The sequence below is a fragment of the Pandoraea thiooxydans genome (assembly GCF_001931675.1).
Taxonomy (GTDB): domain Bacteria; phylum Pseudomonadota; class Gammaproteobacteria; order Burkholderiales; family Burkholderiaceae; genus Pandoraea; species Pandoraea thiooxydans.
This window is the reverse complement of the sequence record NZ_CP014839.1, coordinates 4,161,861-4,186,491: the sequence shown is the minus strand read 5'-3', so window position 1 is coordinate 4,186,491 and position 24,631 is coordinate 4,161,861. Positions and strand designations below refer to the sequence as shown.

At 66.3% G+C, this 24,631-nt stretch carries 23 protein-coding genes; 4 read left to right on the top strand and 19 right to left on the bottom strand.

The window, feature by feature from the left end:
• Positions 1-4: 4 nt before the first annotated feature.
• Positions 5-454 carry a flagellar basal body rod protein FlgB gene (gene flgB / locus PATSB16_RS19315; RefSeq protein WP_047215618.1) on the bottom strand — a complete coding sequence of 150 codons (450 nt, stop codon included), beginning with the start codon at positions 452-454 and terminating at the stop codon, positions 5-7.
• Positions 455-739: 285 nt separating this feature from the next.
• Here flgB and flgA point away from each other — a divergent pair, with 285 nt between their 5' ends.
• From flgA to PATSB16_RS19300, 3 genes are all read left to right on the top strand, one after another.
• Positions 740-1,501, top strand: coding sequence for a flagellar basal body P-ring formation chaperone FlgA (gene flgA / locus PATSB16_RS19310; protein ID WP_072628573.1), 762 nt, complete (start codon positions 740-742; stop codon positions 1,499-1,501).
• A 126-nt stretch (positions 1,502-1,627) separates the two neighbouring features.
• Complete coding sequence (gene flgM, locus PATSB16_RS19305) at positions 1,628-1,972, top strand: flagellar biosynthesis anti-sigma factor FlgM (protein ID WP_047215617.1); 345 nt, start codon at positions 1,628-1,630, stop codon at positions 1,970-1,972.
• Positions 1,969-2,421 carry a flagella synthesis protein FlgN gene (locus PATSB16_RS19300; protein WP_047215616.1) on the top strand — a complete coding sequence of 151 codons (453 nt, stop codon included), beginning with the start codon at positions 1,969-1,971 and terminating at the stop codon, positions 2,419-2,421. Before flgM ends, PATSB16_RS19300 begins: the two co-directional genes overlap by 4 nt.
• Before the next feature lie 72 nt (positions 2,422-2,493).
• On the opposite strand, the gene PATSB16_RS19295 is transcribed toward PATSB16_RS19300, so the two are convergent.
• The 6 genes from PATSB16_RS19295 to PATSB16_RS19270 all read right to left on the bottom strand — a co-directional run bounded on the left by PATSB16_RS19295 (position 2,494) and on the right by PATSB16_RS19270 (position 9,597).
• On the bottom strand, positions 2,494-3,225 hold the full coding sequence (locus PATSB16_RS19295; RefSeq protein ID WP_047216771.1) for an RNA polymerase sigma factor FliA: 732 nt from the start codon (positions 3,223-3,225) through the stop codon (positions 2,494-2,496).
• 14 nt (positions 3,226-3,239) lie between these two features.
• Positions 3,240-4,094, bottom strand: a complete 855-nt coding sequence (locus tag PATSB16_RS19290; protein WP_052892756.1) for a MinD/ParA family ATP-binding protein — start codon at positions 4,092-4,094, stop codon at positions 3,240-3,242.
• On the bottom strand, positions 4,087-5,283 hold the full coding sequence (gene flhF, locus PATSB16_RS19285) for a flagellar biosynthesis protein FlhF (RefSeq protein WP_047215615.1): 1,197 nt from the start codon (positions 5,281-5,283) through the stop codon (positions 4,087-4,089). Before flhF ends, PATSB16_RS19290 begins: the two co-directional genes overlap by 8 nt.
• A complete protein-coding gene (flhA, locus tag PATSB16_RS19280; RefSeq protein WP_047215614.1) occupies positions 5,280-7,385 on the bottom strand; it encodes a flagellar biosynthesis protein FlhA in 2,106 nt (701 codons plus the stop codon). Before flhA ends, flhF begins: the two co-directional genes overlap by 4 nt.
• Complete coding sequence (gene flhB, locus PATSB16_RS19275) at positions 7,382-8,539, bottom strand: flagellar biosynthesis protein FlhB (RefSeq protein ID WP_047215613.1); 1,158 nt, start codon at positions 8,537-8,539, stop codon at positions 7,382-7,384. Before flhB ends, flhA begins: the two co-directional genes overlap by 4 nt.
• Positions 8,540-8,697: 158 nt before the next feature.
• Complete coding sequence (locus tag PATSB16_RS19270; RefSeq protein ID WP_047215612.1) at positions 8,698-9,597, bottom strand: LysR family transcriptional regulator; 900 nt, start codon at positions 9,595-9,597, stop codon at positions 8,698-8,700.
• A gap of 135 nt (positions 9,598-9,732) precedes the next feature.
• Here PATSB16_RS19270 and PATSB16_RS19265 point away from each other — a divergent pair, with 135 nt between their 5' ends.
• Positions 9,733-10,848: an aldo/keto reductase gene (locus PATSB16_RS19265; RefSeq protein ID WP_083566610.1), complete on the top strand. Its 1,116-nt coding sequence runs from the start codon at positions 9,733-9,735 to the stop codon at positions 10,846-10,848.
• A gap of 28 nt (positions 10,849-10,876) precedes the next feature.
• Here the strand turns inward: PATSB16_RS19265 and cheZ are convergent, their stop codons facing one another.
• The 12 genes from cheZ to motB form a co-directional block, all read right to left on the bottom strand.
• Positions 10,877-11,557: a protein phosphatase CheZ gene (cheZ, locus tag PATSB16_RS19260; protein ID WP_072628572.1), complete on the bottom strand. Its 681-nt coding sequence runs from the start codon at positions 11,555-11,557 to the stop codon at positions 10,877-10,879.
• Complete coding sequence (cheY, locus tag PATSB16_RS19255) at positions 11,554-11,949, bottom strand: chemotaxis response regulator CheY (protein WP_206093720.1); 396 nt, start codon at positions 11,947-11,949, stop codon at positions 11,554-11,556. Before cheY ends, cheZ begins: the two co-directional genes overlap by 4 nt.
• An 87-nt stretch (positions 11,950-12,036) precedes the next feature.
• Positions 12,037-13,056, bottom strand: coding sequence for a protein-glutamate methylesterase/protein-glutamine glutaminase (locus PATSB16_RS19250; RefSeq protein WP_047216767.1), 1,020 nt, complete (start codon positions 13,054-13,056; stop codon positions 12,037-12,039).
• A gap of 53 nt (positions 13,057-13,109) precedes the next feature.
• Complete coding sequence (gene cheD / locus PATSB16_RS19245; protein WP_047215611.1) at positions 13,110-13,769, bottom strand: chemoreceptor glutamine deamidase CheD; 660 nt, start codon at positions 13,767-13,769, stop codon at positions 13,110-13,112.
• Positions 13,766-14,698 carry a CheR family methyltransferase gene (locus tag PATSB16_RS19240; protein ID WP_083566609.1) on the bottom strand — a complete coding sequence of 311 codons (933 nt, stop codon included), beginning with the start codon at positions 14,696-14,698 and terminating at the stop codon, positions 13,766-13,768. Before PATSB16_RS19240 ends, cheD begins: the two co-directional genes overlap by 4 nt.
• Before the next feature lie 15 nt (positions 14,699-14,713).
• Positions 14,714-16,366, bottom strand: a complete 1,653-nt coding sequence (locus PATSB16_RS19235; RefSeq protein ID WP_083566608.1) for a methyl-accepting chemotaxis protein — start codon at positions 16,364-16,366, stop codon at positions 14,714-14,716.
• A 58-nt stretch (positions 16,367-16,424) separates the two neighbouring features.
• A complete protein-coding gene (locus tag PATSB16_RS21250; RefSeq protein ID WP_047215610.1) occupies positions 16,425-18,179 on the bottom strand; it encodes a methyl-accepting chemotaxis protein in 1,755 nt (584 codons plus the stop codon).
• 55 nt (positions 18,180-18,234) lie between these two features.
• The gene (locus PATSB16_RS21245) at positions 18,235-20,568 is read right to left on the bottom strand and encodes a methyl-accepting chemotaxis protein (protein WP_052892754.1); all 2,334 of its coding nucleotides are present in this window, start codon (positions 20,566-20,568) and stop codon (positions 18,235-18,237) included.
• A gap of 98 nt (positions 20,569-20,666) precedes the next feature.
• Complete coding sequence (locus tag PATSB16_RS19220; RefSeq protein ID WP_418303872.1) at positions 20,667-21,182, bottom strand: chemotaxis protein CheW; 516 nt, start codon at positions 21,180-21,182, stop codon at positions 20,667-20,669.
• Between the two features lie 20 nt (positions 21,183-21,202).
• Positions 21,203-23,254: a chemotaxis protein CheA gene (gene cheA, locus PATSB16_RS19215; protein WP_047215608.1), complete on the bottom strand. Its 2,052-nt coding sequence runs from the start codon at positions 23,252-23,254 to the stop codon at positions 21,203-21,205.
• Entirely contained in the window at positions 23,251-23,655 is a 405-nt protein-coding gene (locus tag PATSB16_RS19210; protein WP_047216763.1) for a response regulator, read from the bottom strand. The genes cheA and PATSB16_RS19210 overlap by 4 nt, the downstream gene beginning before the upstream one ends.
• Before the next feature lie 21 nt (positions 23,656-23,676).
• Positions 23,677-24,627 (bottom strand): flagellar motor protein MotB, encoded by a 951-nt coding sequence (gene motB, locus PATSB16_RS19205; RefSeq protein WP_047215607.1) that lies wholly within the window; start codon positions 24,625-24,627, stop codon positions 23,677-23,679.
• Positions 24,628-24,631: the final 4 nt, after the last annotated feature.

Here is a 24,631-nt window from a genome sequence, read left to right as displayed (position 1 = left end):
ACCCCTATTGCTGGATCGCCGCCAGCATTTGCTTGATCTGGTTGGAAATGACCGTCAGGCCCGTCTCGTAGTGCACGACGTTATCGGCGAACCTGACCCGCTCGTTGTCCAGGTCGACGGTATTGCCGTCCACGCTCGGCTGATAGGGCACCCGGTACGCGAGATCGACGCCCGCCGGCGCACCGGCATTGGTCGACGGCATCGCCTGGCCGGCGAACTGTCGCGCCGAAGTGCGCAGCAGCACAGGCCCGCCGGGTTGCGCCGGGGCGGCTTGCGCACTTTGCGCGCCACGCTCGACGGCCTGCGCCAGCGCGCTGCCGAAAGCAAAGTCGCGCGCCTTGTATCCCGGCGTATCGGCGTTGGCGATGTTGGACGACAGGACTTCCTGACGGTAGGCCCGTAAATCCAGCGCGTCCTGGTTAAAACGCAAAGCTGCATCCAGTTTGTCGACCATGCTGTCCTCGACTGTGGCGCGCCCCGGCGCGCTCCAATGGTTTGGCGGTGCCGCGGGACTCGTCGCGGCAATGCGGGCAACGTCCGCACCAACGCCTCGAGACCTTTTGGCATGTGAGGCATTCTAGATTCGTCACGCCACGATCAATTGCTCGAACAGGCCGCAAATTGCCGTCCAATTCCACCCATGCCCCGCGCCCTTGCGTGGCTAGAATGCAAGCGTGAAAAAGACTCGGCGCAAGACCCGGCGCAACTGCGCCGGCGCCGTACCAGTGGATCCGAAACGATGACGACCAAGCTGCCCAATCCCGCCCTGGCGCGCCGCGCGCGATGCCTGCTCGCGGCCTTGTTCACGCTGCTGTGCGCGGGCTCGCCGGCACTTGCCGCAACCGCGCCGGCGGCCCCGTCGATTGCGTGGCAGGATCCGCAGACGATCCGCCAGACGGCGCTGTCGTTCCTGCAGGCGCAGACCGGCGGCATGCCCGGCACCGTCAAGATCACGCTGGGCGAGGCGGTCTCGAACCGCATGGCGGCGTGCACCGCGATGGAGGCGTTCCTGCCGCCGGGCGCCCGACTGTGGGGCACCACCAGCGTGGGTGTGCGCTGCAGCGGCGCGCGGCCCTGGACGCTTTATCTGCAGGCGCGCATCGCGGTCGATGCGACCTATTTCGTGGCCGGGCGCCAGATCAGTGCCGGACAAACGATTCAAGCCGGCGACCTGATCGCGCGGCAAGGCGATCTGACACTATTGCCGCGCTCGATCGTGACCGACCCGAGTCAGGCGGTCGGTCAGGTAGCGCAAAACATGATTACCGCCGGCCTGCCGATTCGGCAAGATTTACTGCACGGTGCCATCGTCGTGCAGCAGGGTCAGAATTTGCGCGTGGTCGCCAAGGGCAGTCATTTCGAAGTCAGCGCGGAGGGCCAGGTTCTGACGCGCGCCAGCGTGGGCCAAATGGTTCAGGTGCGGATGCGCTCGGGGCAAGTGGTCAGCGGCGTGGTAGCCCACGACCGCTCCGGCGGGGTGGAGGTCATCGTTTCGTTGTGAGGCGCCGCGAGGCCGTGGCGGCCCAAGGACGCGCCCCCTGGCCGGAGGGTAGTGCGCGGGCCGCGGTACGCTGTTAAAGTTCCGCAAGATGCTGCCGTTAAACAGGCAAGATTCTGGGAAAAGACGATGAAAATCCAACAATCCGCCAATAAGGTGACCGGACCGTCCGCCGTCGGCGGCGGCGCCTCGCGCACCACGAACAACGCCGGCACGAGCGGGCCGGGCGCTGCCAGCACGAGCGCCGGCAGCGGTCTGGAGGGCGACGGCGTCAGTCTCAGTCCGCTGGCCAGCCAGATGCAAAGCCTGCAGACGCAGCTGGCGCAGTCCGGCGCGGCCGATATCGACACCGCCCGGGTCGCTGAGCTCAAACAGGCCATCAGCGAGGGCAAGCTCGCCATCAACCCCGACAAGATCGCCAGCGGCCTGATCAATACCGTGCGCGATCTGCTGAGTGCTCAGAAGAAATCATGAAACAGGATTTGTTGACCGCCATTGCCAATGAACACGCCACTGTCGCGGTCTTCGCGGCTGTGCTCGACGAGGAGCAGCGAGCCCTCGTGGCCGGCTCGCTCGAGCCGCTGCCGGCATTGACGGAACGCAAAGCCCAGCTGGTCGCCGAACTGGCCGAACACGGCCGCTGCCGCGACCGGCAATTGAACGAAATGGGTTTCGGCGCAGGACGCGCCGGTGGCGAGGCTGCCGCCGCAGGCGACGCCGAGATCGGCCAGGCGTGGGCCGAACTGCTGACGCTGGCCGCCGCCGCCAAACGCAACAACGATCTCAACGGCAGCCTGATCCGCACGCGCCTGAATTACACTCAACGCGCGCTGGCCGCCCTCAACCTCGGCACCGGCGAACCGCTTTACGGCCCCGACGGCCGCCAGCAGGCAATGCTCGGCGGCGGCAGCGTCACGGCCTGAGACGCGCCGCGCGGGCGGCGCTTTGCCTGCCCGCCACCCCAGACGCCCCCGCGGCGCCCATCCCCTCACGATCTATTGCTTCGATGTGGTCCAGGCCTGCTCGCGCAAACGCACGCGCAGGCGCGAGATCGCCTGGCTGTGCAACTGGCAGACACGCGACTCGCTGACTTCGAGCACCGCGCCGATTTCCCGCAAGTTCAGTCCCTGCTCGTAGTACAGGCTCATGAGCAGCTTTTCGCGCTCGGGCAGGCGCTCGATGGCGTCGGACAGCACATGACGCAGATCGTCGTCGAGCAGTGCGGCCAGCGGATCGGCGTGATGGTCGGCGCTCAGGCGATCGAGGAACGGCTCCTCGTCGTCTCCCTCGAAATCCTCGTAATAGACCAGTTGGCAGCCATGCGCCTCTTGCAGCATCTGCTGGTAGGCCTCCAGCGAGACCTGCATGTCGGCGGCGATTTCGCTCTCGGCCGGCGAGCGGCCCAGGCGCTGCTGCAGGCGCTGCACCGACTGCTCGATCTGGCGCGCGATCTTGCGCACGCCGCGCGAGGCCCAGTCCATTTCGCGCAACTCGTCGAGCATCGCGCCGCGAATGCGCTGGCTCGCGTAAGTCTCGAACTGCGCCCCCTGGGTTTCCTGATAGCGGCTCTCGGCGTCGAGCAGGCCGAGCATGCCGGCCTGCACCAGATCGTCGAGTTCTACGCTGGCCGGCAACTTGGCCATCAACTGCAGCGCCAGGCGACGCACCAGCGGCGCATACTGCGCCAGTAGATCGCTGGTCTGAACCGTGCCGCGCGCCGTATACATGCTGTCCCCCATGGTCAACGCGCGCAAGGCTGCGCGGCAAGACCGACACTGCCGCTGCCGCCGGCCGCGCCATTGCGCGCCAGGGGCAGTGGCGCGCGCGTGGCGGCCGGCCATTGCATCAACGCCGTGGCGAGCTGCCGGAACTGCACGGCGGCGGGCGCGGCCGGGAACGCATCGACCACGCAGCGATGCAGTTGCCGGGCTTGCTGCAACTGGCGATCGACCGGCACGCAGCCGGCCAGCTCCAGCGCGACGGCCAGATAGCGGCTGGCGGTGCCAGCCAGATTGCGGCACATCACGGTCGCCTCCGATTCGCCCGCGCGATTGGCCAGCAGGCGAAAGCGCGGAATTGCATGGGTCAGGTGGGCACGCTTGATCCACGCGTAGGCGCCGGTAATCGATTCAGCGCTCGGGGTGAGCACCACCATGACGTCCTGCGCGTGACAGGCCAACGGCGAGAGCGGCGCGGCCGGACTCGCGGCGGCGTCGATCAGGACGATATCGGGGGCGGTCGCGCCAAGCAGCGCGGGCCACTGCGCGCTGAGCTCGCCGGTCATCTTGTGCGCCTCGGCCGGCAGCACGGCAAGGCCGTCGCGCAGGCGCGTTTGCGCCATCGACAGTGGCATTTCACCGGCCAGCACGTCGTCCAGATGGTGATGCGAGGCGAGCCCGAGGGCCGCGCACGCGTGGCCGGTTTCGTCCAGCAGCAGCACGTCGCGCCCCTGGTGCGCCAGCGCTGCCGCCAACTCGACGGCGACACTGGTCTGCCCGCCGCGCGGGGTGCCGCCGGCGATCGCCACCACGCGCGGCGCGTGCCGCCGCAACAGGCGGCGCAGGCCCTCGGCCTGATCCCGCACGAGCTTATCCAAGGCGCGCCTCCGTGGCAAAAGCGCCGGCGCTGCCGCCGGCGCGGCTGAGCAACGCCGGCATGTCGTCCGCGCCAGGCACGAACGGCGAGTTCTCGCGCGTCGCGCTCAATGCCGTGTCGATCAGGAACTGGCGCTCCGGCACGTGCAGGTTCTCGGGCACCCGCTGCCCGGTCGAGACGTAATACACCGACAGGCGATGGCGGATCACGGTATCGAGCGCCGCCCCCAGGTTGGTGGCTTCGTCGAGCTTGGTCAGAATGCAGCCGGCCAGGCTTGCCGCGTCGGCCGACTGATAGGCGTGCACCACTTCGTTGAGCGTGTCGCCATGACTGGTGGCGTTGAGCAGCAACAGGCGGCGCACCGGCGTATCGGTGCCGCACAGCATGGCGACCTGTTCCGGCACGGTGCGGTCGCGCTGGCTCATGCCGACGGTGTCGATCAGCACCGTGTGCTTGTTGCGCAACTCAGCCAGCATCAGGCGCAAGTCGGCCGCGTCCTTGACCGCATGCACGGTCACGCCGAGGATCTTGGCGTAGATGCGCAACTGCTCGTGCGCGCCGATCCGATAGCTGTCGGTGGTCAGCAGCGCCAGTTTGTCGGCGCCGTGGCGCATCACGAAGCGCGCCGCGAGCTTGGCCGTGGTAGTGGTCTTGCCCACGCCGGTCGGGCCCATCAACGCATAGACGCCGCCGCGCTCCATCAACGCGTTTTCGTTTTCGATGATCGGCAGGTTGCGCATCAGTGCCTGTTTGACCCACGCCAGGCCGGCTTCGCGCCCGTGCCCCGCCGGCAATGCCTCCAGCAGGGTTTTGGCAAGCTGCGCACTGAAGCCGCTGCCCAGCAGGGTACGCAGGATCTCGCCGTGCGCGGGCGTGCGGCGCTGGCGCTCGCTCCACAACAGGCCGGCCACCTGGTTCTCGAGCAGGCCGCGCATCGACTGGATCTCGCCGATCATGGCTTCGGCCAATGCCGGGTCGAGCGTCGTCGCGCGAGCCGCCGTGGGCGCGGGCGCGGCCGTCGCGGGCGAGCCCATTGCGAGCGACGCCAGATCGGACTCGCACAGTGCGACGATTTCTACGCCGCCGGCCACCGTGCGGTTGGACAGGACCACGGCATCGGGGCCGATTTCCTCGCGGATCTGGCGCAATGCGTCCCGGCACGTACCGGCGACGAATTTACGGATGTTCAAGCTTGACCTCCGATCAGGGCAGTCACTTTAATGGAGCGGGTATCGGGCACTTCGGCCGACGACAGCACCTTGAGTTGCGGCAGGCTGCGGCGCAGGAAGCGCGCCAGCAACACGCGTAGCGGATGTTGCACCAGCAGCACCGGCGGCAGGCCCGCCCGTTCCTGACGGCGCATTGCGTCCTGCGTCTCGCGCAGCAGGGTCTCGGCCAGGCCGGGCTCGAGACCCGCGCCCGCGCCGTTGCCGCTGGCCGCCAGCGCCTGGCTGAGGATGCGTTCGAGATTGGCATCGAGCCCCATGACCTGGAGCTCTCCTTGCCCCGGGAACAGCGCTTGCGTAATGGCACGGCCCAAGGCCAGGCGGACCAGCGCGGTCAGCTCGTGCGGGTCGGTCACGCGCGGCGCGTGCTCGGCCAACGCATCGAGAATGGTGCGCATGTCGCGAATCGGCACACCTTCGTCCAGCAGGTTTTGCAGCACTTTCTGCACGGTGGTCAGCGGCAGCGCCTTGGGCACCAGATCTTCGGTGAGCTTCGGCGAGTCCTTGCCGATACGGTCGAGCAGCTGCTGCACTTCCTGACGGCCCAGCAGTTCCGATGCGTGGCCATAGACCAGATGATTCAGGTGAGTGGCCACCACCGTGCCGGCGTCGACCACCGTGTAACCCTGCATATTGGCCTGCTCGCGCAGGCTGGGGTCGACCCACACGGCCGGCAGGCCGAACGCCGGATCGCGCGTCTGGGTGCCGGGCAGCGGGCCGCTGACCTGGCCGGGATCGATCGCCAGCAACTGCCCCGGATGCGCTTCGCCGTGACCGATCTCGACGCCGTTGAGGGTGATGCGGTAGGCGGTCGGCTTCAGTTCGAGGTTGTCGCGAATATGCACCACCGGCGCGAGGAAACCGATTTCCTGCGCGAATTTCTTGCGGATGCCCTTGATGCGCTTGAGCAGTTCGCCATCGCGCGCGCGATCGACCAGCGGGATCAGGCGATAGCCGACTTCCAGGCCGAGCGGGTCGACCAGCGTGACGTCGTCCCAGCTCGCTTCGGCCACGTCCACCGCCGGGCCAGGGGCCGGTGCCGGCGTGGCCGCGCCGCTTTTGGCCAGCGCGTCGCGCTTGAGCTGCCAGCGAGCCAGCGCGCCGAGCGCGGCGGCCAGCAGCAGGAACGCCAGGTTCGGCATGCCGGGGATCAGCCCCATCATGCCGAGAATGCCCGCGGTCAGGACCAGCACGCGCGGATTGGAGAACAACTGCCCCATCACCTGCTGGCCGATATCCTCGTCGGTGGCCACGCGGCTGACCACCACGCCGGCCGCGGTGGAAATCACCAGTGCCGGGATCTGCGCCACCAGTCCGTCGCCGATGGTCAGCAGCGTGTAGGTCTTGGCAGCATCGGCCAGATCCATATTGTGCTGGACCACCCCGACGATCAGCCCGCCGACGATGTTGATCACCATGATCAGCAGGCCGGCCACGGCATCGCCGCGCACGAACTTGCTGGCGCCGTCCATCGATCCGTAGAAATCGGCTTCCTGGGCAATCACCGCGCGGCGGCGGCGCGCCTCGTCCTCGCCGATCAGCCCGGCGTTCAGATCGGCATCGATCGCCATCTGCTTGCCAGGCATGGCGTCCAACGTAAAGCGAGCGCCCACTTCTGCGATACGCCCCGCCCCTTTGGTGATCACCATGAAGTTGATGACGACCAGGATGACGAACACCACGATCCCGACCGCGTAGTTGCCGCCGACCAGGAAGTGGCCGAACGCCTCGATCACGCGTCCGGCGGCGTCGGCCCCGGTGTGCCCCTTGAGCAGCACCACTCGGGTCGAGGCGACGTTGAGCGACAGCCGCAGCAAGGTGGAGAACAGCAGCACGCTCGGGAACGCGGCGAAGTCGAGCGGCTTTTGGGTGTACATGCTGACCAGCAGCACCATCACCGACAGCGCGATGTTGAACGTAAACAGCAGATCCAGCAGAAATGGCGGCAAGGGCAGAATCATCATGCCCAGGATCATCATGATCAGGATCGGCGGCGCCAGCGCGCGCAGATTGCCGCCCAGCAGATTGCCGGGGCGGCGCAGCCAGTCGTTCACGCGCGCGTTCATGCGGCACCGCCTTCGGCGCCTGGCGCGCCGGTCGCCATTTCAGGCGGCACCGCCAGTTCGTCCGGCTCGACCGGGCGCTCGCCGCCCTCGGCGCGCCAGCGGCGCAGCCGATAGACCCACGCCAGCACTTCGGCCACGGCGTTGTAGAGGGTGGCAGGGATTTCCTGATTGAGGTCGGTGTGGCGGTACAGCGCACGCGCCAGCGGCGGCGCCTCGAGCACCGGTACGCCGTGTTCGAGACCGAGCTCGCGGATGCGCTGCGCGACCAGGTCGGCGCCCTTGGCGATCACCCGCGGCGCGCGCATGGTGTCGTCGACGTATTGCAGCGCCACCGCGAAGTGGGTCGGGTTGGTGACGATCACGTCCGCCTTGGGCACCGCCGCCATCATGCGGCGCCGCGCCGCCTGGCGCTGCATTTGGCGAATATGCGCCTTGACGTGCGGATCGCCCTCGGTTTCCTTGTACTCGTTGCGCAGTTCCTCGCGCGTCATGCGCAGCCTGCGATAGTGCTGCCAGAGCTGGAACGGCACGTCGAGCGCGGCGATCAGCAGCAGCGAGCCGACGATGAACGCGCACGACTCGCCCACCAGATGCACGGCGTGGCGCAGCGCCACGTCGGGCGCTTGCCCCATCAGCCCGAACACCTGGTTGCGGTCGCGCAGCAGCACCCACAGCGCGACGCACCCGACCAGAATCGTCTTGGCGATCGCCTTGACCAGTTCGGCCAGGCTCTGCATGGAAAACATTCGCCCCAGGCCCTTGAGCGGATTGAGCCGGGAAAATTGCGGCATCAGGGGTTTGGTCGAAAACAGCCAGCCGCCCAGCATCATCGGCGCAACCAGCGCCGCCAGCGCCATCAGGCCCAGCAGCGGCAGCATGACGCGCACCGTTTCCAGGCCGGAGGCGCCGGCGCGCGCCATCATCACGTGCGTGTTGAGCGCGCTGGCCTGATCGAAGCTCAGGCTGTGCCGCAGCAGCCCGGCGAAATGCTGCGAGAGGCTGCCGGCCATCGCCCACAGGCCGCCAACGCCGGCGGCCAGCAACATGAACGTCGCCAATTCGCGCGAGCGCGCAACCTGCCCTTCCTCGCGCGCCTGTTCGAGGCGCCGGGGGGACGCAGGTTCGGTGCGCTCGAGATCGCTCTCTTCAGCCATGCCCTTCAAAGCCCTTTTTTCACAGTACCGTAGGCGGGGAGACCCACCCCATCAGGACCGATTGTCGTTGAAGACGTCAAGCGGCGATCGGCGAAACAGGGCCGGGATTAAGGTCTTATTCAAAATTTGTTCGCCGGTGCGGCAAGGCCAGCGACCCGTCAACGGTGGAGCTTTGCCTGCAGGAAGTCGATAAAGGCGCGCAATTTCAATGGCATATGCGCGCGGCTTGGCGTGTAGAGATAAAACCCGGGAAAGGGCTGGCACCACTCGTCGAGCACACGTTCGAGCCGCCCGTCGGCCAGCGGCGCACGCACGTAGTCCTCGATCACATGCACCAGACCCACGCCTTGCAGTGCGGCCTCGACCATGGTGCGCAAGTCGTTGGTCACCACACGGCCGTTGAGATCGACCTCGAAAGTGCGGCCATCGCGGGTGAATTCCCAGCGATAAATGCCGCCACTCGAGGCGAAACGGTAGCGCAGGCAATCGTGCGTGCACAGATCCTCGGGCGTGCTCGGTTTGCCGTGCCGTGCGAAATAGGCTGGCGAGCCAGCCACGATGGTGCGCTGCTCGCCGCCCAGACGCACCGCGACGACGTCCTGCGCCAGCCGCTCGCCGAGCCGGATGCCGGCGTCGCAGCCTTCGGCCACCAGATCGCTGATGCCGTCGTCCAGTATCAGCTCAAGCGTGATATCGGCATACGCGGCGCTGAATTCGGCCAGATATGGCATCACCAGCAACTCGCTGGCCACCCGCGACAAGTTGATGCGCAACGTACCGGCAGGGTGTGCGCGCCAATCGTTGAGGGCGTCGAACGCCACCGCCAGCGACTCGAGCGCCGGCATGACGCTGCGCAGGAACTGCGCGCCAGCCTCCGTCAGCCCCACGCGGCGGGTCGTGCGCTGCAGCAGCCGCACGCCGAGCTGGGTTTCAAGGCCCCGGATCGTCTGCGACAGCGCCGACGGCGAGACCCCGAGCGCCGCCGCCGCACGCGTGAAACTGCCACATTGGGCGACGCGGGCAAAAGCGCTGACAGCGGGTAGTTGAGCGGCATCCATGGCGCCTCCTTTTATGAAGTTCAGCTTCATATTCCTTTTAGCAGAACGCTATTTTTCTACATAAACAAGTCGGGGCAATATGGCAACCAATGCAGTTGCGCAAACCCGTCGCAAACCACCCTGAAGGAGACTCCCATGACGATGATGCAAACCTATACCACCCTGGGCCGCTCCGGCCTGCGCGTTAGCCCGATTGCGCTGGGCACCATGACCTTCGGCACCGAGTGGGGCTGGGGCGCGGACCAGACGACCGCGCAGCGCCTGTTCGATCTTTACGTGGACGCCGGCGGCAACTTCGTCGACACCGCCGACCTGTATACGGCGGGCACCAGCGAAGCGTGGTTGGGCCAATTCATTGCGGCGCGCGGCTTGCGCGATCGCATGGTGGTGGCAACCAAGTACAGCTACAACAGCGAGACCGGCAACCCGAACGCCGGTGGCAATCACCGGAAAAATTTGATGCGCGCGCTCGACGGCTCGCTCAAACGATTGAAGACGGACTATATCGATTTGTACTACCTGCACACGTGGGACAGGATGACGCCGGTCGACGAGGTCATGCGCGCCATGGACGACGCAGTGCGGGCAGGCAAGATTCGCTACGTGGGTCTGTCGGATACGCCGGCCTGGTTCGCCGGCCGGGCACAGACCCTGGCCGATTGGCGAGGATTCGAGCCGGTTGCCGCAATGCAGATCGAATACTCGCTGATCGAGCGCAACGCCGAACACGAGTTCAGCGATCTGGCCACCGAGCTGGGCATGGGGTTGATTCCGTGGAGTCCGTTGGCCATGGGCCTGCTCTCGGGGAAATATCGGCCGGCGCGGGACGGCCGTGCGGCGTTCGGCGAAGGTCGCCTGCAAACGGTGAGCGCCAACCCTGGTCCGGGCTTCGATAAACTGACCGAACGCAATTTCGGCATCGTCGCCGAGCTCGAGGCGGTCGCTGACGCGGTCGGTCGACCCATGGCGCAAGTCGCGCTGAACTGGCTGGCCAGCAAGCGCGGCGTGTCGAGCATCATCGTCGGCGCAACCAAGCCGGAGCAACTACAGCAGTCGCTCGCTTCGCTCGACTTCACGCTCGAGCCGGCACTGCTCGCCCGGCTCGATGCGGTGAGTGCGCCTGCCGCGGCCTTCCCGTACTACATGTTCGCGCCGGAGCACCAGACGCGCATTCATGGACAAGTGCGCGTCGCGTCCAAACCGCAGGCTTATCACCGGCCGGTGGTGGTGCCGGCACCGGCCGCGGACTAAGCGCACGAAAACGCGCGCAAGGCCTGCCTCAAAAGCCGAGGCTGGCCAGCAGGTCGTCGACCTGGGCTTGATCGGAGACCACGTCGGAGCGTCCCTCGGGGTTGATCTGCGGACCGTTGAGCAGGGGCTCGCCGCTCTCGCGCCGCTTGTCCAGGGCGACGTTTTCCAGCAACACCTGCAGCAGGTGGCTCTCGATGGTGCGCACCACCTCCATGATCTTCTTGATGACCTGCCCGGTCAGATCCTGAAAGTCCTGGGCCAGCATGATTTCCATCAACTGTTCGTTGGTCGCGCGGGTCTCGTCCGGCACCGCCCGCAAATAGGCACGCGTATCGTTGACCAGGCGGCGCGCGTCGTCCATGTCGAGCGGGCCGCCGAACCACTGCGACCAGCGCTCGTCGAGCGCGCTGGCTTCCTGCTGCAGGCGCTGCTGGATCGGCTTGGCCGCCTCGATCGCATTGAGGGCGCGCTCGGCCGCCTGCTCGGTCATGGTGGCCACGTAGTTGAGCCGGTCGCGGGCGTCCGGCACGGCTTCGGCCGCCTGCTCGATCTGCTTGTCGAGCCCTAGCTCACGCAGGTTGTCGCGCAGCATGCGGGTCAATTGCCCGATGCGGTTGAGCATGCGCTCGGCCTGCTCGTGGTCGCTCGGGACGTGGCCGCCGTCGGGTTCGCCCGGCGGGTGGAGAGTGACGTCTTCGCTCACGTTCAGGCCCCCGCTTTTTCCATTTTTTCGAAGATCTTATTGAGCTTCTCGTCCAGCGTCGCGGCCGTAAACGGCTTGACGACGTAGCCGCTGGCGCCGGCCTGCGCCGCGGCGATGATGTTTTCCTTCTTCGCCTCGGCCGTGACCATCAGCACCGGCAGCTTGGCCAGCGCCGGATCGGCGCGGATCTGCTGCAGCATGGTCAGCCCGTCCATGTTCGGCATGTTCCAGTCCGACACGACGAACTCGAACGAGCCCCCGCGCAGCTTGGCCAGCCCCACGACGCCGTCTTCGGCTTCGTCGACATTCGAAAATCCCAGTTCCTTGAGGAGATTTCGCACGATGCGCCGCATCGTCGGGAAATCGTCGACCACGAGAAACTTCATGTTCTTGTCCACCATCATCACTCCACTATTGCTAACTGGCCCAACTTACCCGGCAGCGCCGTATTGGCTCACCCGTTTTGGCTCACCCGCATTGGCACACTATACGCGCTGCACCCGCTCTCCGAATTTCGCGATTTGCTGCATCACGTGCCGCGCCATCTGGCTCAGCGGCACGATCTCGTCGGCGCCGCCCAGCGCGATCGCCTCGCGCGGCATGCCGAACACCACGCAACTGGCCTCGTCCTGCGCCAGCGTATGCGCGCCGGCCTGACGCATGCTCAGCAGCCCGGCCGCGCCGTCGCGCCCCATGCCGGTGAGGATCACCCCGACCGCGTTGCGCCCGGCATGTTCGGCCGCCGATTGAAACAATACATCGACCGACGGCCGGTGCCGGTTCACCGGCGGCCCCTGATCGAGCAGCGCGACATAGTTCGCGCCGCTGCGCGAGAGCCGCAAGTGCGTGTCGCCCGGCGCGATGTAGGCGTGCCCCGGCAAGACCCGCTCGCCGTGCTCGGCTTCCTTGACGGTGATCCGGCACAACGAATTCAGGCGCTGCGCGAACGAGCGCGTGAAGCCGGCCGGCATATGCTGGGTGATCAGGATCGCCGGGCAATCCGGCGGCAACGGCAGCAGCACTTCGCGGATCGCTTCGGTGCCGCCGGTCGAGGCGCCGATGATAATCAGTTTTTCCGTGCTGACCAGCGGATTGCGCAGCAGCGGCACTTCCTCGCTGGCGGCAGGCTTCAGATAACGCGGCACCGCGCTTTTGATGCGCGCGCCCGCCGCGGCACGAATCTTGTCGGCAATCATCTCGCCGTATTCGAGCAGCCCGTCGCGAATGCCCAGGCGCGGCTTGGTGACGAAATCGACCGCGCCCAGCTCGAGCGCGCGCAGGGTGATTTCGGAATTGCGCTCGGTCAGCGACGACACCATCACCACTGGCATCGGGCGCAGGCGCATGAGTTTTTCCAGGAAGTCGAGCCCGTCCATGCGCGGCATCTCGACGTCCAGCGTCAGCACGTCCGGGTCGTGGCGCTTGATCAGGTCGCGCGCGACCAGCGGATCGGGCGCGGTCGCCACCACCGTCATGTCGGGCTGCTCATTGATGATCTCGGTCATCAGGCTGCGCACCAGCGCCGAGTCGTCCACGCACAGGACTTTGATTTTCTCTTTCAAGTTTCCTCCGCCACACTCGCCTGGCGCGCGGCGCGCGCCGGCGAGGAAAATAGCTCGACCGCGCCGCGCACCTGGTTGCCGCGCAACTGCCGGGCGTAATCCTGCTCGCGCTTGACGACGATCGCGTCGTCGCCGCGCTGACCCAATTTCTTGACCATGACCTTGCCGCTGCGCGGCATGAAGCAAACCTTGCGCGGTTGCGCGCCGAGCAGGTCCTGAGCGGTTACCTTGATCTGCTCGACTTCGAGATAGCGCAGTACGAACTGTGCGTTGCGATCGCCAATGTTGAGCGTGGTCATGCCGGCGAGCACCGCGCCGCCGCCGAACACTTTGGCCTCGAGCCGCTCGCGGCGCGCGCCCGCCTTGATCAGCTCGTTGAGCAGCATTTCCATCGCATAAGCGCCGTAACGCATCGAAGCCGACAACAGGCGGTCGCTGTCGTTTTCGTCGGGCAGCATGAAGTGGTTCATGCCGCCGATGCCGCTTACGGTATCGCGCACGCAGGCCGCCACGCACGAGCCCAGCACCGTGACCAGCATCATGTCGGCATTGGTAACGTAGTACTCGCTGGGCAGCAGCTTGACTGCCTGGCAGCCGAACTGCTGGTCGAAATAGAGGTTGGTCGCCAGCGATTTGGCCAGCACCGGGGCATTCATGGTGCGCGCTCCTCGGCTCGAGCCAGTTCGTAGACGGTTTGGCCGCGCAGGTGGAATTGCTGCGTGACGTAGGTGAAGTTCTCGGAGTGCCCGGCGAACAGCAGGCCGCCGGGCTTGAGCAGCGGAGCAAAGCGCTCGAGGATGCGACGCTGCGTGGTCTTGTCGAAATAGATCATGACATTGCGGCAAAAAATCGCATCGTAGGGACCCTGCGCCGGCCATTGCGGCGCGAGCAGGTTGAGCTGCGCGAACGACACCAGGGCGGCGACTTCGGGCCGCACCTTGATCTTGCCGGCGTTCGCACCGGTGCCGCGCAGAAAGAAGCGGCGCAGGTATTCGGGCGGCAGTTTGCCGCCCTGCTCGGCGGCATAGGTGCCGGCCGCGCCGCGCGCGAGCACCTGCGTGTCGACGTCGGTGGCCAGCACGCTGGCCTGGGCGCGCGGGCCCAGCGCATCGAGCAGCGTCATGGCGATCGAGTACGGCTCTTCGCCGGTCGAACTGGCGCAACACCAGATGGACAGCGGCCTGGCGCGCGAGCGGGCGAACTCGGCCAGCAGCGGGAAGTGATGCGCCTCCCGAAAGAACGAGGTCAGGTTGGTGGTCAGCGCATTGGTGAAGGCTTCCCACTCGCCGGAGTCGCGCTCGGCCTCGAGCCGGTCGAGATAATCGCTAAAACGCATCAGCCCGAGCGCGCGCATGCGGCGCGCCAGACGGCTGTAGACCATTTCCCGCTTGTGCTCGGCCAGCGCGATGCCGGCCCGTTGGTAAATCATGTCGCGAATGCGCGCGAAGTCCGCGACGGTGAAAACGAAGTCGCGGCCGCTGTCGAGCGCCGGCACCGAGTCGCCCCCGGCCGTTCTGGCCGGGCGCGCGCTTGCCGGCAGGCCCGGCGGGGGCGACGAAAGCGGCGGGTTGCGCGGCGAGCTCATGTGCTTCTCGCGCAATCAACCCAGCGCGCGCTTGCGCGCCGGGGCATGCTGCGGTTCGCGGTCGCGGCGGTCGTCGCTGACCGGTTTTCCCGGCTGCCGCAAGGCAACGACGTCGGCCGCACCTTGGCCGATGCGGAACACCGAGACGGCATCCTTGAGGCGATGAGCCTGCTCCTCGAGCGAGCCCGCCGCAGCCGCCGCCTGCTCCACCAGCGCCGCGTTCTGCTGCGTCACCTCGTCCATCTGCGTGACCGCCTTGTTCACCTGCTCGATCCCGCTGCTTTGCTCGGCCGACGCCGCCGAGATCTCCCCCATGATGTCCGTCACCCGCTTGACCGCCTGCACGATCTCTTCCATCGTCTGGCCCGCTCGCTCCACCAGCTGCGAGCCGCTCTCCACCTTGCCCACCGAGTCCTCGATCAGCTCCTTGATCTCCTTGGCCGCCGCCGCGCTGCGCTGCGCCAGCGTGCGTACCTCGCCTGCGACCACCGCGAAGCCACGACCCTGCTCTCCGGCGCGCGCGGCCTCCACCGCCGCGTTCAGCGCCAGAATGTTCGTCTGGAACGCGATGCTCTCGATCACGCTGATGATGTCCACGATCTTCTTCGAGCTGCCCGAGATCCCGTGCATCGTGTCCACCACCTCGCCCACCACCACTCCGCCGCGCCCCGCTATCTCCGACGCGTTGACCGCCAGCTGGCTCGCCTGCTTCGCGTTGTCCGCGTTCTGCTTGACCGTCGCCGTCAGCTCTTCCATGCTCGAGGCCGTCTCCTCCAGCGACGCCGCCTGCTGCTCCGTGCGCGCCGACAGGTCCGTGTTGCCCGCCGAGATCTCGCGCGCCGCCACGGTCATCGCATCGGTGCCGCTGCGGATCCGGCCGATCGTGCCGGCCAGTTGCTGCTGCATGCGTTGCATCGCGTGGAGCAGGCTGTGGTTGTCGCCCGCACGCACCTTGACGCTCACATTCAGGTTGCCGTCGGCAATCTGGGTGGCGATGCCGGCCGCATATTCGGGATCGCCGCCCAGGCTGCGCTTGATGGTGCGAATGATCAGCAGCATGACTGCCGAGGCGAGCGCGCCGACCACTACCAGCACGGCCATGTAGCGCGCGAGGTTGGCATAAAACGCGGTGTTGATGTCGTCGATATAGGCGCCCGTGACGATGTCCCAGTCCCACGGCTGGTAATAGCCGACATAACTCAGCTTAGGCACGGGCTGCTCGCTGCCGGGCTTGGACCAAAGGTAACCGACGTAGCCTCCGCCCTCCTTGCCGGCGCGGGCGATGGCCGGAAACAGCAGCTTGCCGTTGGGGTCCTTGAAGCCGGTCAGATCCTTGCCCACGAGCTGCGGCTTGATGGGATGCATCAGCATCACGCTGTGCGAATTGTTGATCGAGAAATAGCCGTCGGCGCCATAGCGCATGGCACCGATTTTTTCCATCGCCTCGCGCTGCGCATCGGCCTCGCTGAGTTTGTGATCGGCCGCCTGTTGCGCATAGAGCTTGGCGATATCCACGGCAACTTCAGTGATGTGCTTGAGCTCGGCCTTGCGTTGCTCGAGCATGGTGTTGCGCGTTTGCAGCGCCCCCCAGACCACCAGCACCAACATGCCCACCAGCATGACGACCGTAGCGGACCACAATTTCGCATTCAAACTTAACCGCTGCATTTTCGGCTCCTCGTTGGGTAGTTGACCTGTATTTCCGGCGTGGCTTGCTTGCTTCATTTCAAAACGTTTCCCAGTCACTGGCACCGTTATCGGTGCCGGTGCGCACAGGCGCGCGCGCCGCCTCGACCGCCGGCTTGCGCGTGCGGTTCTTCGCCGCCGGCAGCGGCATCACCGCCGGTTCGATCGCGGCAACCGATTCGGGCACTGTCGAGGGCTCGACGGCCGCCGTGCCCGGCGCCGTCATGCGCGCGTCGGCGAACTCGTCGACGGCAGTGACCTTGAACACCGAGACGGCATCCTTGAGGCGATGAGCCTGCTCTTCGAGCGAGCCCGCCGCAGCCGCCGCCTGCTCCACCAGCGCCGCATTCTGCTGCGTCACCTCGTCCATCTGCGTGACCGCCTTGTTCACCTGCTCGATCCCGCTGCTTTGCTCGGCCGACGCCGCCGAGATCTCCCCCATGATGTCCGTCACCCGCTTGACCGCCTGCACGATCTCTTCCATCGTCTGGCCCGCTCGCTCCACCAGCTGCGAGCCGCTCTCCACCTTGCCCACCGAGTCCTCGATCAGCTCCTTGATCTCCTTGGCCGCCGCCGCGCTGCGCTGCGCCAGCGTGCGTACCTCGCCTGCGACCACCGCGAAGCCACGACCCTGCTCTCCGGCGCGCGCGGCCTCCACCGCCGCGTTCAGCGCCAGAATGTTCGTCTGGAACGCGATGCTCTCGATCACGCTGATGATGTCCACGATCTTCTTCGAGCTGCCCGAGATCCCGTGCATCGTGTCCACCACCTCGCCCACCACCACTCCGCCGCGCCCCGCTATCTCCGACGCGTTGACCGCCAGCTGGCTCGCCTGCTTCGCGTTGTCCGCGTTCTGCTTGACCGTCGCCGTCAGCTCCTCCATGCTCGAGGCCGTCTCCTCCAGCGACGCCGCCTGCTGCTCCGTGCGCGCCGACAGGTCCGTGTTGCCCGCCGAGATCTCCCGCGCCGCCGTGTCGATCGCGTCGGTACCCTCACGCACATCGCGGATGGTGCGGCTCAGGCTGTCCTGCATATGTTTGATGCTCTTGAACAGACGCCCGGTCTCGGTATCGTTCCACACGTCGATGCGCGCGCTCAGGTCGCCTGCGGCGATGCGCTCGAAATGATCGATGGCGTCGTCGATCGGCCGGACCACCGCGCGGGTCAGGGCCACGCGCGTGATCAGGCCCAGCGCCAGGCCGATCAGCAGGCCGATGCTCACCAGCCACAGCAGCGTCCGGTAGCGCGCTTGCGATGCCTCGAAGCGGGCCTTGGCGCGCGCGAACTGCATCGCCGAGAGCTTGGCGATGGCGCTGTCGTAAGGCAGGAACAGGCGCGGTATGTCCATCACCGATTTCGAGTGATAGTCGGCGATGTCACTGGCTTCGATTGCCTTGAGCGCCGGCATCAGCCCTTGATCGACGACCGCCTGGCGCGCCACCGCGACCTTGTCGGCAAGCGACTTTTCTTCCGCGCCCTTGGGCGCCGCCTGGTAGCGCGCCCAGGCCTGGTCGGACGCCTTGATGTCGTCCTGGACCAGATCGATGGCCTGCTTGACGTCACCCGGATCAGCAATGAACTCGATGCGGGCAAGCGTGAGCCGGGCTTGCAGTAATTGATTCGAGGTCTGTCCCAGATTGGCTATCGAGCCGGCGTCGACGGAGTAGGTCTGGTTCAGCGAATCGTTGCTCTGCTTGAGCGAGTAGATGCCGAGCACGGCGCCCACGACCAGCAGCACCATGAATAGCCCCAGCGCCATGGTCAGGCGGGCGCGGATCGTCAGGTTCTTGAACATAATGTGATCGATAAAAAGTTAGCTTGTATGTTTGGAGACTCGCGCGCCGCGCAGCTCAAAACTCTTCCCATTCGTCGCCGGCCGGTACGCTGGCAGCGCTCTTGACGATGCGCGGGGCATTGGCGCGATGCGCGCTCATCGGCAGCACGCGTGCTTCGTCGTGCGCCGGCTGAGCCTCGGCGCGCGCCGGCTTGGCTGCCGGGCTCGCCGCCGCGCCGCGCCCGGGCCTCGCCCCCCGCGCTCTGGCCGGGTACTCGACCGCCTTGCGCGGGTCGGCCGCCCCGGCCGCTTCGTTTGCAACGGCGGCGCTGGCCGGCTCGGTCGGATGTGCGTCGGAGGCCTTCTTGATCGCATGGGCCTGGGCTATGTCGCCGGCACTTCCGATCATGAACACCGAGACAGCGCCCTTGAGGCGATGGGCCTGCTCCTCGAGCGAGCCCGCCGCAGCCGCCGCCTGCTCCACCAGCGCCGCATTCTGCTGCGTCACCTCGTCCATCTGCGTGACCGCCTTGTTCACCTGCTCGATCCCGCTGCTTTGCTCGGCCGACGCCGCCGAGATCTCCCCCATGATGTCCGTCACCCGCTTGACCGCCTGCACGATCTCTTCCATCGTCTGGCCCGCCCGCTCCACCAGCTGCGAGCCGCTCTCCACCTTGCCCACCGAGTCCTCGATCAGCTCCTTGATCTCCTTGGCCGCCGCCGCGCTGCGCTGCGCCAGCGTGCGTACCTCGCCTGCGACCACCGCGAAGCCACGACCCTGCTCTCCGGCGCGCGCGGCCTCCACCGCCGCGTTCAGCGCCAGAATGTTCGTCTGGAACGCGATGCTCTCGATCACGCTGATGATGTCCACGATCTTCTTCGAGCTGCCCGAGATCCCGTGCATCGTGTCCACCACCTCGCCCACCACCACTCCGCCGCGCCCCGCTATCTCCGACGCGTTGACCGCCAGCTGGCTCGCCTGCTTCGCGTTGTCCGCGTTCTGCTTGACCGTCGCCGTCAGCTCTTCCATGCTCGAGGCCGTCTCCTCCAGCGACGCCGCCTGCTGCTCCGTGCGCGCCGACAGGTCCGTGTTGCCCGCCGAGATCTCCCGCGCCGCCGTGTCGATCGCGTCGATGCCGCCGCGCACGTCGCTGACGATATTCAGCAGACTGTTTTTCATTGCCCCCATGCCGAACAGCAGCCGCCCGACTTCGTCGCGCCGCTGTGACGCGATCGAGACCAGCAAATTACCGGTGGCGATCTGCTTGCTGGCATCGAGCGCCTGGGCCAGCGGCTTGACGATCGAGCGGCGCAGGATCGTGCCAAGCAGGACCAGCAGCACCACGCCGGCCAGCACGCCGCCGAGCATGATCGCGCGCGTGAGGCGGAATTGCCGCTGCGCCTGACCGTCCAGATAGTCGGCCTGGGTCAGCTCGAGCCGCACCAGCGAATTGAGCTCGTCGCGCAACGGCCCATAGGCCGGCTGCACCGCCTGCGTGTACAACTGCTCGCTTTGCGGCGAGGCCGAGCGCAGCGCCGCCACCAGCTTGAGCACGCCGTCCTGGTTGAAGCGCTTGCGAATCACGTTGAAGCGATCGGCCTCCGGCTTCAGATCGCTCGACACGGTGGGCGCGAACTGCGCCCACAGCTGGTCGATGTCGCTGTTGTTCTGGACGATTTCGTCGGCATTGTCCTTTTGCACATTGAAGTTGGGATTGCTGATCGCGGTGGACATCAACACTGCGTTGCGGTCGAGCTTGGCACCGATGGTATTGAGCAGCCCGACCGGCACCATCGACCCGTGATAGACGCTGGCCAACTTTTGGTTGGAGGCCTGCATGCCGAACAGACCGAGGCCGCCCACGGCCAGCAGCAGCAGCGCACCGGTGACGATCATGCCGGTCAGGCGCGCGCTGATGCTTGTCAATTTGAGCAGCCTGATCCAGCCGCGCGGGCCCGTGCGCTGCAACTGCCCCTGCCGGATTCGCAGGCCGCGCGCGCGGCCCGCACGGAATTTGGCATAGGCGGCGGTGGCCGCCTCGACTTCGCCGGCACGCGGCTTGAGCCGCAGGGACGTATAGCCGACCACCTTGCCGTTCTCCAGCGTCGGATTGACGGTGGCCAGCACCCAATAGAAGTCGCCGTTCTTGCGGCGGTTCTTCACCAGGCCGGTCCAGGTCTGGCCCGCCTTGAGCGATTTCCAGAGGTCGTCGAATGCCTCGGACGGCATGTCCGGATGGCGCACGATGTTATGCGGCGCACCGATCAATTCCTCTTTCGAAAATCCGCTGACCTCGATGAATGACGGGTTGGCGTAGGTAATGCGCCCCTTGAGGTCGGTACGCGAGATCAGATAGTCCGTCTCGCTGATAACGTATTCGTTGTCGGTCACCGGCTGGTTGTTTCTCATCGGTCTCTCTCTTTCCGGCTGATCTTTTCACCTGCGACGCGCGGCGTCGCCCGTGCTGTTGCCCGTGCTGTTACCCGTATCGCCCCCGTACCCCGGCCTTAGCTCGCGACGCGATCGATCAGCGCCATGTCGTTGCTGGTCATGAGCTTTTCGATGTCCATCAGAATCAGCATGCGCCCCTCGACGGTGCCAAGCCCGGTGAGGTATTCGGTGGTCAGGGTCGCGCCGAACTCGGGCGGCGGCTTGATGTCGCCGCGCGCCAGCGTCAGCACGTCGGAGACGCCGTCGACGACCATGCCGACCACGCGATTGGCGACGTTCAGGATGATCACCACCGTCTGCGTGTCGTACTCGACGCGGCCGAGGTTGAATTTGATGCGCATGTCGACGATCGGCACGATGATGCCGCGCAGGTTGATCACGCCCTTGATGAAGTCGGGCGCATTGGCGATGCGCGTGACCGCGTCGTAGCCGCGGATTTCCTGCACCTTGAGGATGTCGATGCCGTACTCCTCGTCGCCCAGCGTGAACACCAGAAACTCCTGGCCGTCGCCGTCGTTCTGCATCGCCATGTGGTGGCGGGAGGCTCCCGCTTCTTGCTGAAGATTTTCCATATTCGCCATGCTCCCGTGGATCAAGAAGAAATCGCCGCCAGCTGGCGGTTATTGCGTTGCAGGGCCGCCACGTCGACGATCAGCGCCACGCTGCCGTCGCCCAGAATGGTGGCGGCGGAAATGCCGTGCACTCTTCGATAGTTGGTCTCGAGGTTTTTCACCACCACCTGATGCTGACCGACCAGCTCGTCGACCAGCAGCGCGAAGCGCCGGCCCTCGGCTTGCAGGATGACGACGATGCCCTCGGTCGGGTTGACGCGCGCCGCGGGCACCTGGAAGGTGCGATGCAGCTCGACCAGCGGCAGGTATTCGCCGCGCACCAATACGACCTGGCCTTCGCCGGCCACCGGGCGAATATCGGCCGCCGCCGGCTGCAGCGACTCCATGACGAAGTTCAGCGGCAGGATGAAAATCTCCTGGCCGACCTTGACCGACATGCCGTCGAGGATTGCCAGCGTGAGCGGCAACACGATGCGCGTGGTGGTGCCCCGCCCGCGCGTGGACTGGATTTCGACGTGGCCGCCCATGTCCTGGATGTTGTTCTTGACCACGTCCATGCCGACGCCCCGGCCCGATACGTCGGTGATCGCATCGGCCGTGGAGAAGCCCGGCGCGAAGATCAGTTGCCAGACTTCGCTGTCGCTCATCGACTCGCTGGCCGGCAAGCCCTGCTGGATCGCCTTGGCGAGGATTTTGTCGCGCTGCAGCCCGGCGCCGTCGTCGCTGACTTCGATGACGATGTTGCCACCCTGGTGCGCGGCCGACATGACCAGTTGCCCAACCGGCTCCTTGCCCGCCGCGACGCGCACCGCCGGCAATTCGATGCCGTGGTCCAGGCTGTTGCGCACCAGGTGGGTGAGCGGGTCGATGATGCGCTCGATCAGGCTTTTGTCGAGTTCGGTGGCCTGCCCGAAGGTGACCAGTTCGATCTGCTTGCCGAGCTTGTTGGCCAGATCGCGCACCACGCGCGGGAAGCGGCTGAACACGTAGTCCATCGGCATCATGCGGATCGACATGACCGCTTCCTGCAGGTCGCGCGCATTGCGCTCGAGCTGCCCCATGCCGTTGAAGAGGCGGTCGTGCAGCACCGGGTCGAGCGAGCTGGCGGTTTGCGCAAGCATGGCCTGCGTGATCACCAGCTCTCCCACCAGGTTGATCAATTGATCGACTTTTTCGACCCCGACCCGGATCGAGCTGTTTTCGTGGCCGGGGGCAGCCGCCGCGGCCTGGCGCTGGCCGGCCGCGCCGGACGGCAACGCGCCGGCGAGTTCGGCGTGCTCGGCGACAGCCTGGGCGGGTTCGCCGGCAGGCGCGGCATCGGGCGCGGCCGGTGCCGCGCGCGCGTGGTCGGCGTCCTCCGGTGTCGATGCCGAGGTCTTGACGTCGATCTGCCCTGGCTCGATCACGAAGCAGCACACGGCGATGATGTCGTCGGCGTCGCAGGTGGTATCCAGCCATAGCGTGAGCGAGGTGTCGGTGGCGCTGCGCGCGACGATTTCGCCCAGATTGCCGAGCTCTTCGGCCAGCAAGTCCTGATCTTTCGTGCTCACGCCGCTGAGCGTGACTTGCAGGCGCTGATGGTCGCTGGACGGCTCGGGCAGGCCCGCCGCGGCCGGCGCCACAGGCGTTGACGGCACGGCTGGCGCAACCGGCGCAGCAGCTGCGGCGGGCGCACCGGTCTGTTGTTCGAGAGCCAGGGCCTGCAGCACGGCGCAGATGCGCGCCATGGCCTCCGGATCCGGTTCGCTCGAGGAGCGATAGGCATTCAACTGTTGGTGCAGCACGTCTTTGGTTTCCAGGAAAGTGTCGATCATTTCGGTGCGCAAGGCCAACTCGCCGCGCCGCGCCCGATCTAGAAGGTTTTCCAATAAATGCGTGGTTTCGGTCAGCGCCGCGAATCCGAAAGTGGCCGCGCCGCCCTTGATCGAGTGTGCAGCGCGAAAGATCGCATTGAGCTGCTCCGCGTCGGGTGCGCTTACGTCGAGCGCGAGCAGCAAATGCTCCATCTCCGCGAGCAGCTCTTCGGCTTCGTCGAAAAAGGTTTGGTAGAACTGCGTTATATCCACCGTTATCCCCGCTCGTTATTGGCTTGAATTGACGCGGCCGACGCCCCCAGCAGCGCACCGACCACTTCGATCAGCATCGCGGGATCGACCGGCTTGAGCAGCCAGCCGCTGGCCCCGGCGTCGCGCGCCGCCTCTTTGTAGGCGCCATCGACCTCGGTGGTCAGCACCAGGATCGGTGCGCTCCCGTAGCCGGGCAACGCGCGCAGCGCACGGATCAGCGCCAGGCCGTCCATGCCGGGCATATGCTGGTCGGTCAGCACCAGATCGAAGCGTTCACCGCGCGCGAGCTCGAGCGCGGCGGCGCCGTCGCAGGCGGTGTTCACCCGGTAGCCAGCCTCGCTCAGGCTGGCCGAGATGATCTGCCGCATGGCTGCGGAGTCATCGACCGACAAAATGGATTGCGTCATGTGCGTCATTTCCTTGCCTTGTCATCGCTTTGGCACAGCGGCGGTGTCAGCCGCGCGCGCCGCCGCTTGCACCGCACTCTGCGCGGCGCCCTTCTGATCCGGAGCATCGACCGTGGCCGCATCGTTCTCGCGCTCCAGGGCGGCTTCCGCCTGATGGTTCAGCACGATGATGCTGATGCGCCGATTGATCGGATCGGCCGGGTTTTCCTTGTCGAGGTTCAACGTCGAGGCCAGGCCCTGCACGCGCACGACCTTGTCGGCGTCCATACCGCCGGCAATCAGCTCGCGTCGCGAGGCATTGGCGCGATCGGCCGACAGCTCCCAGTTGCTGTAGTCCTTGTCGCCGGTGGCGTAACGGGTGGCATCGGTGTGCCCGGACAGGCTGATGCGATTGGGCACGTCGTTGAGCGCCTTGCCGATCTCGTGCAGGATGTCGCGCATGTAGGGCTCGACCCGTGCGCTGCCGTTGGCGAACATTGGCCGGTTCTGGGTGTCGACGATCTGGATGCGCAAGCCTTCCTTGGTGATGTCGATCAGCAGCTGTTTGCGGAATTGATTGAGCGCCGGATTCGACTCGATGGCCTGCAGCAGGCGTGCCTTGAGCCGGCGCAGCTGCTCGGCCTCGTTGCGCTGGCCACTGGCCGCGCTGCGGGTGGGCGGCGGCGGATTGGCGCCATGGGCGATCTGACCTTGGGTGCGCGTCATGTCGGGCCCGCCGCCGTCGATCACGCCGGCGCTGTCGGCAGCGCGCTTACCGCCCATGATCGCGACTTTGAGCGGCGTGCGGAAGTATTGCGCGATGCCCGCCAGTTCGTTGTGATTGACCGAGCCGAGCAGCCACATCAACAGAAAGAACGCCATCATGGCCGTCATGAAGTCGGCGTAGGCGAGCTTCCAGGCGCCGCCGTGATGGGCGGCTGGCGCATTGATGCTGCGCTTGACGATGATGGGGTGGGTGCCCTTGTCGCTCATGATT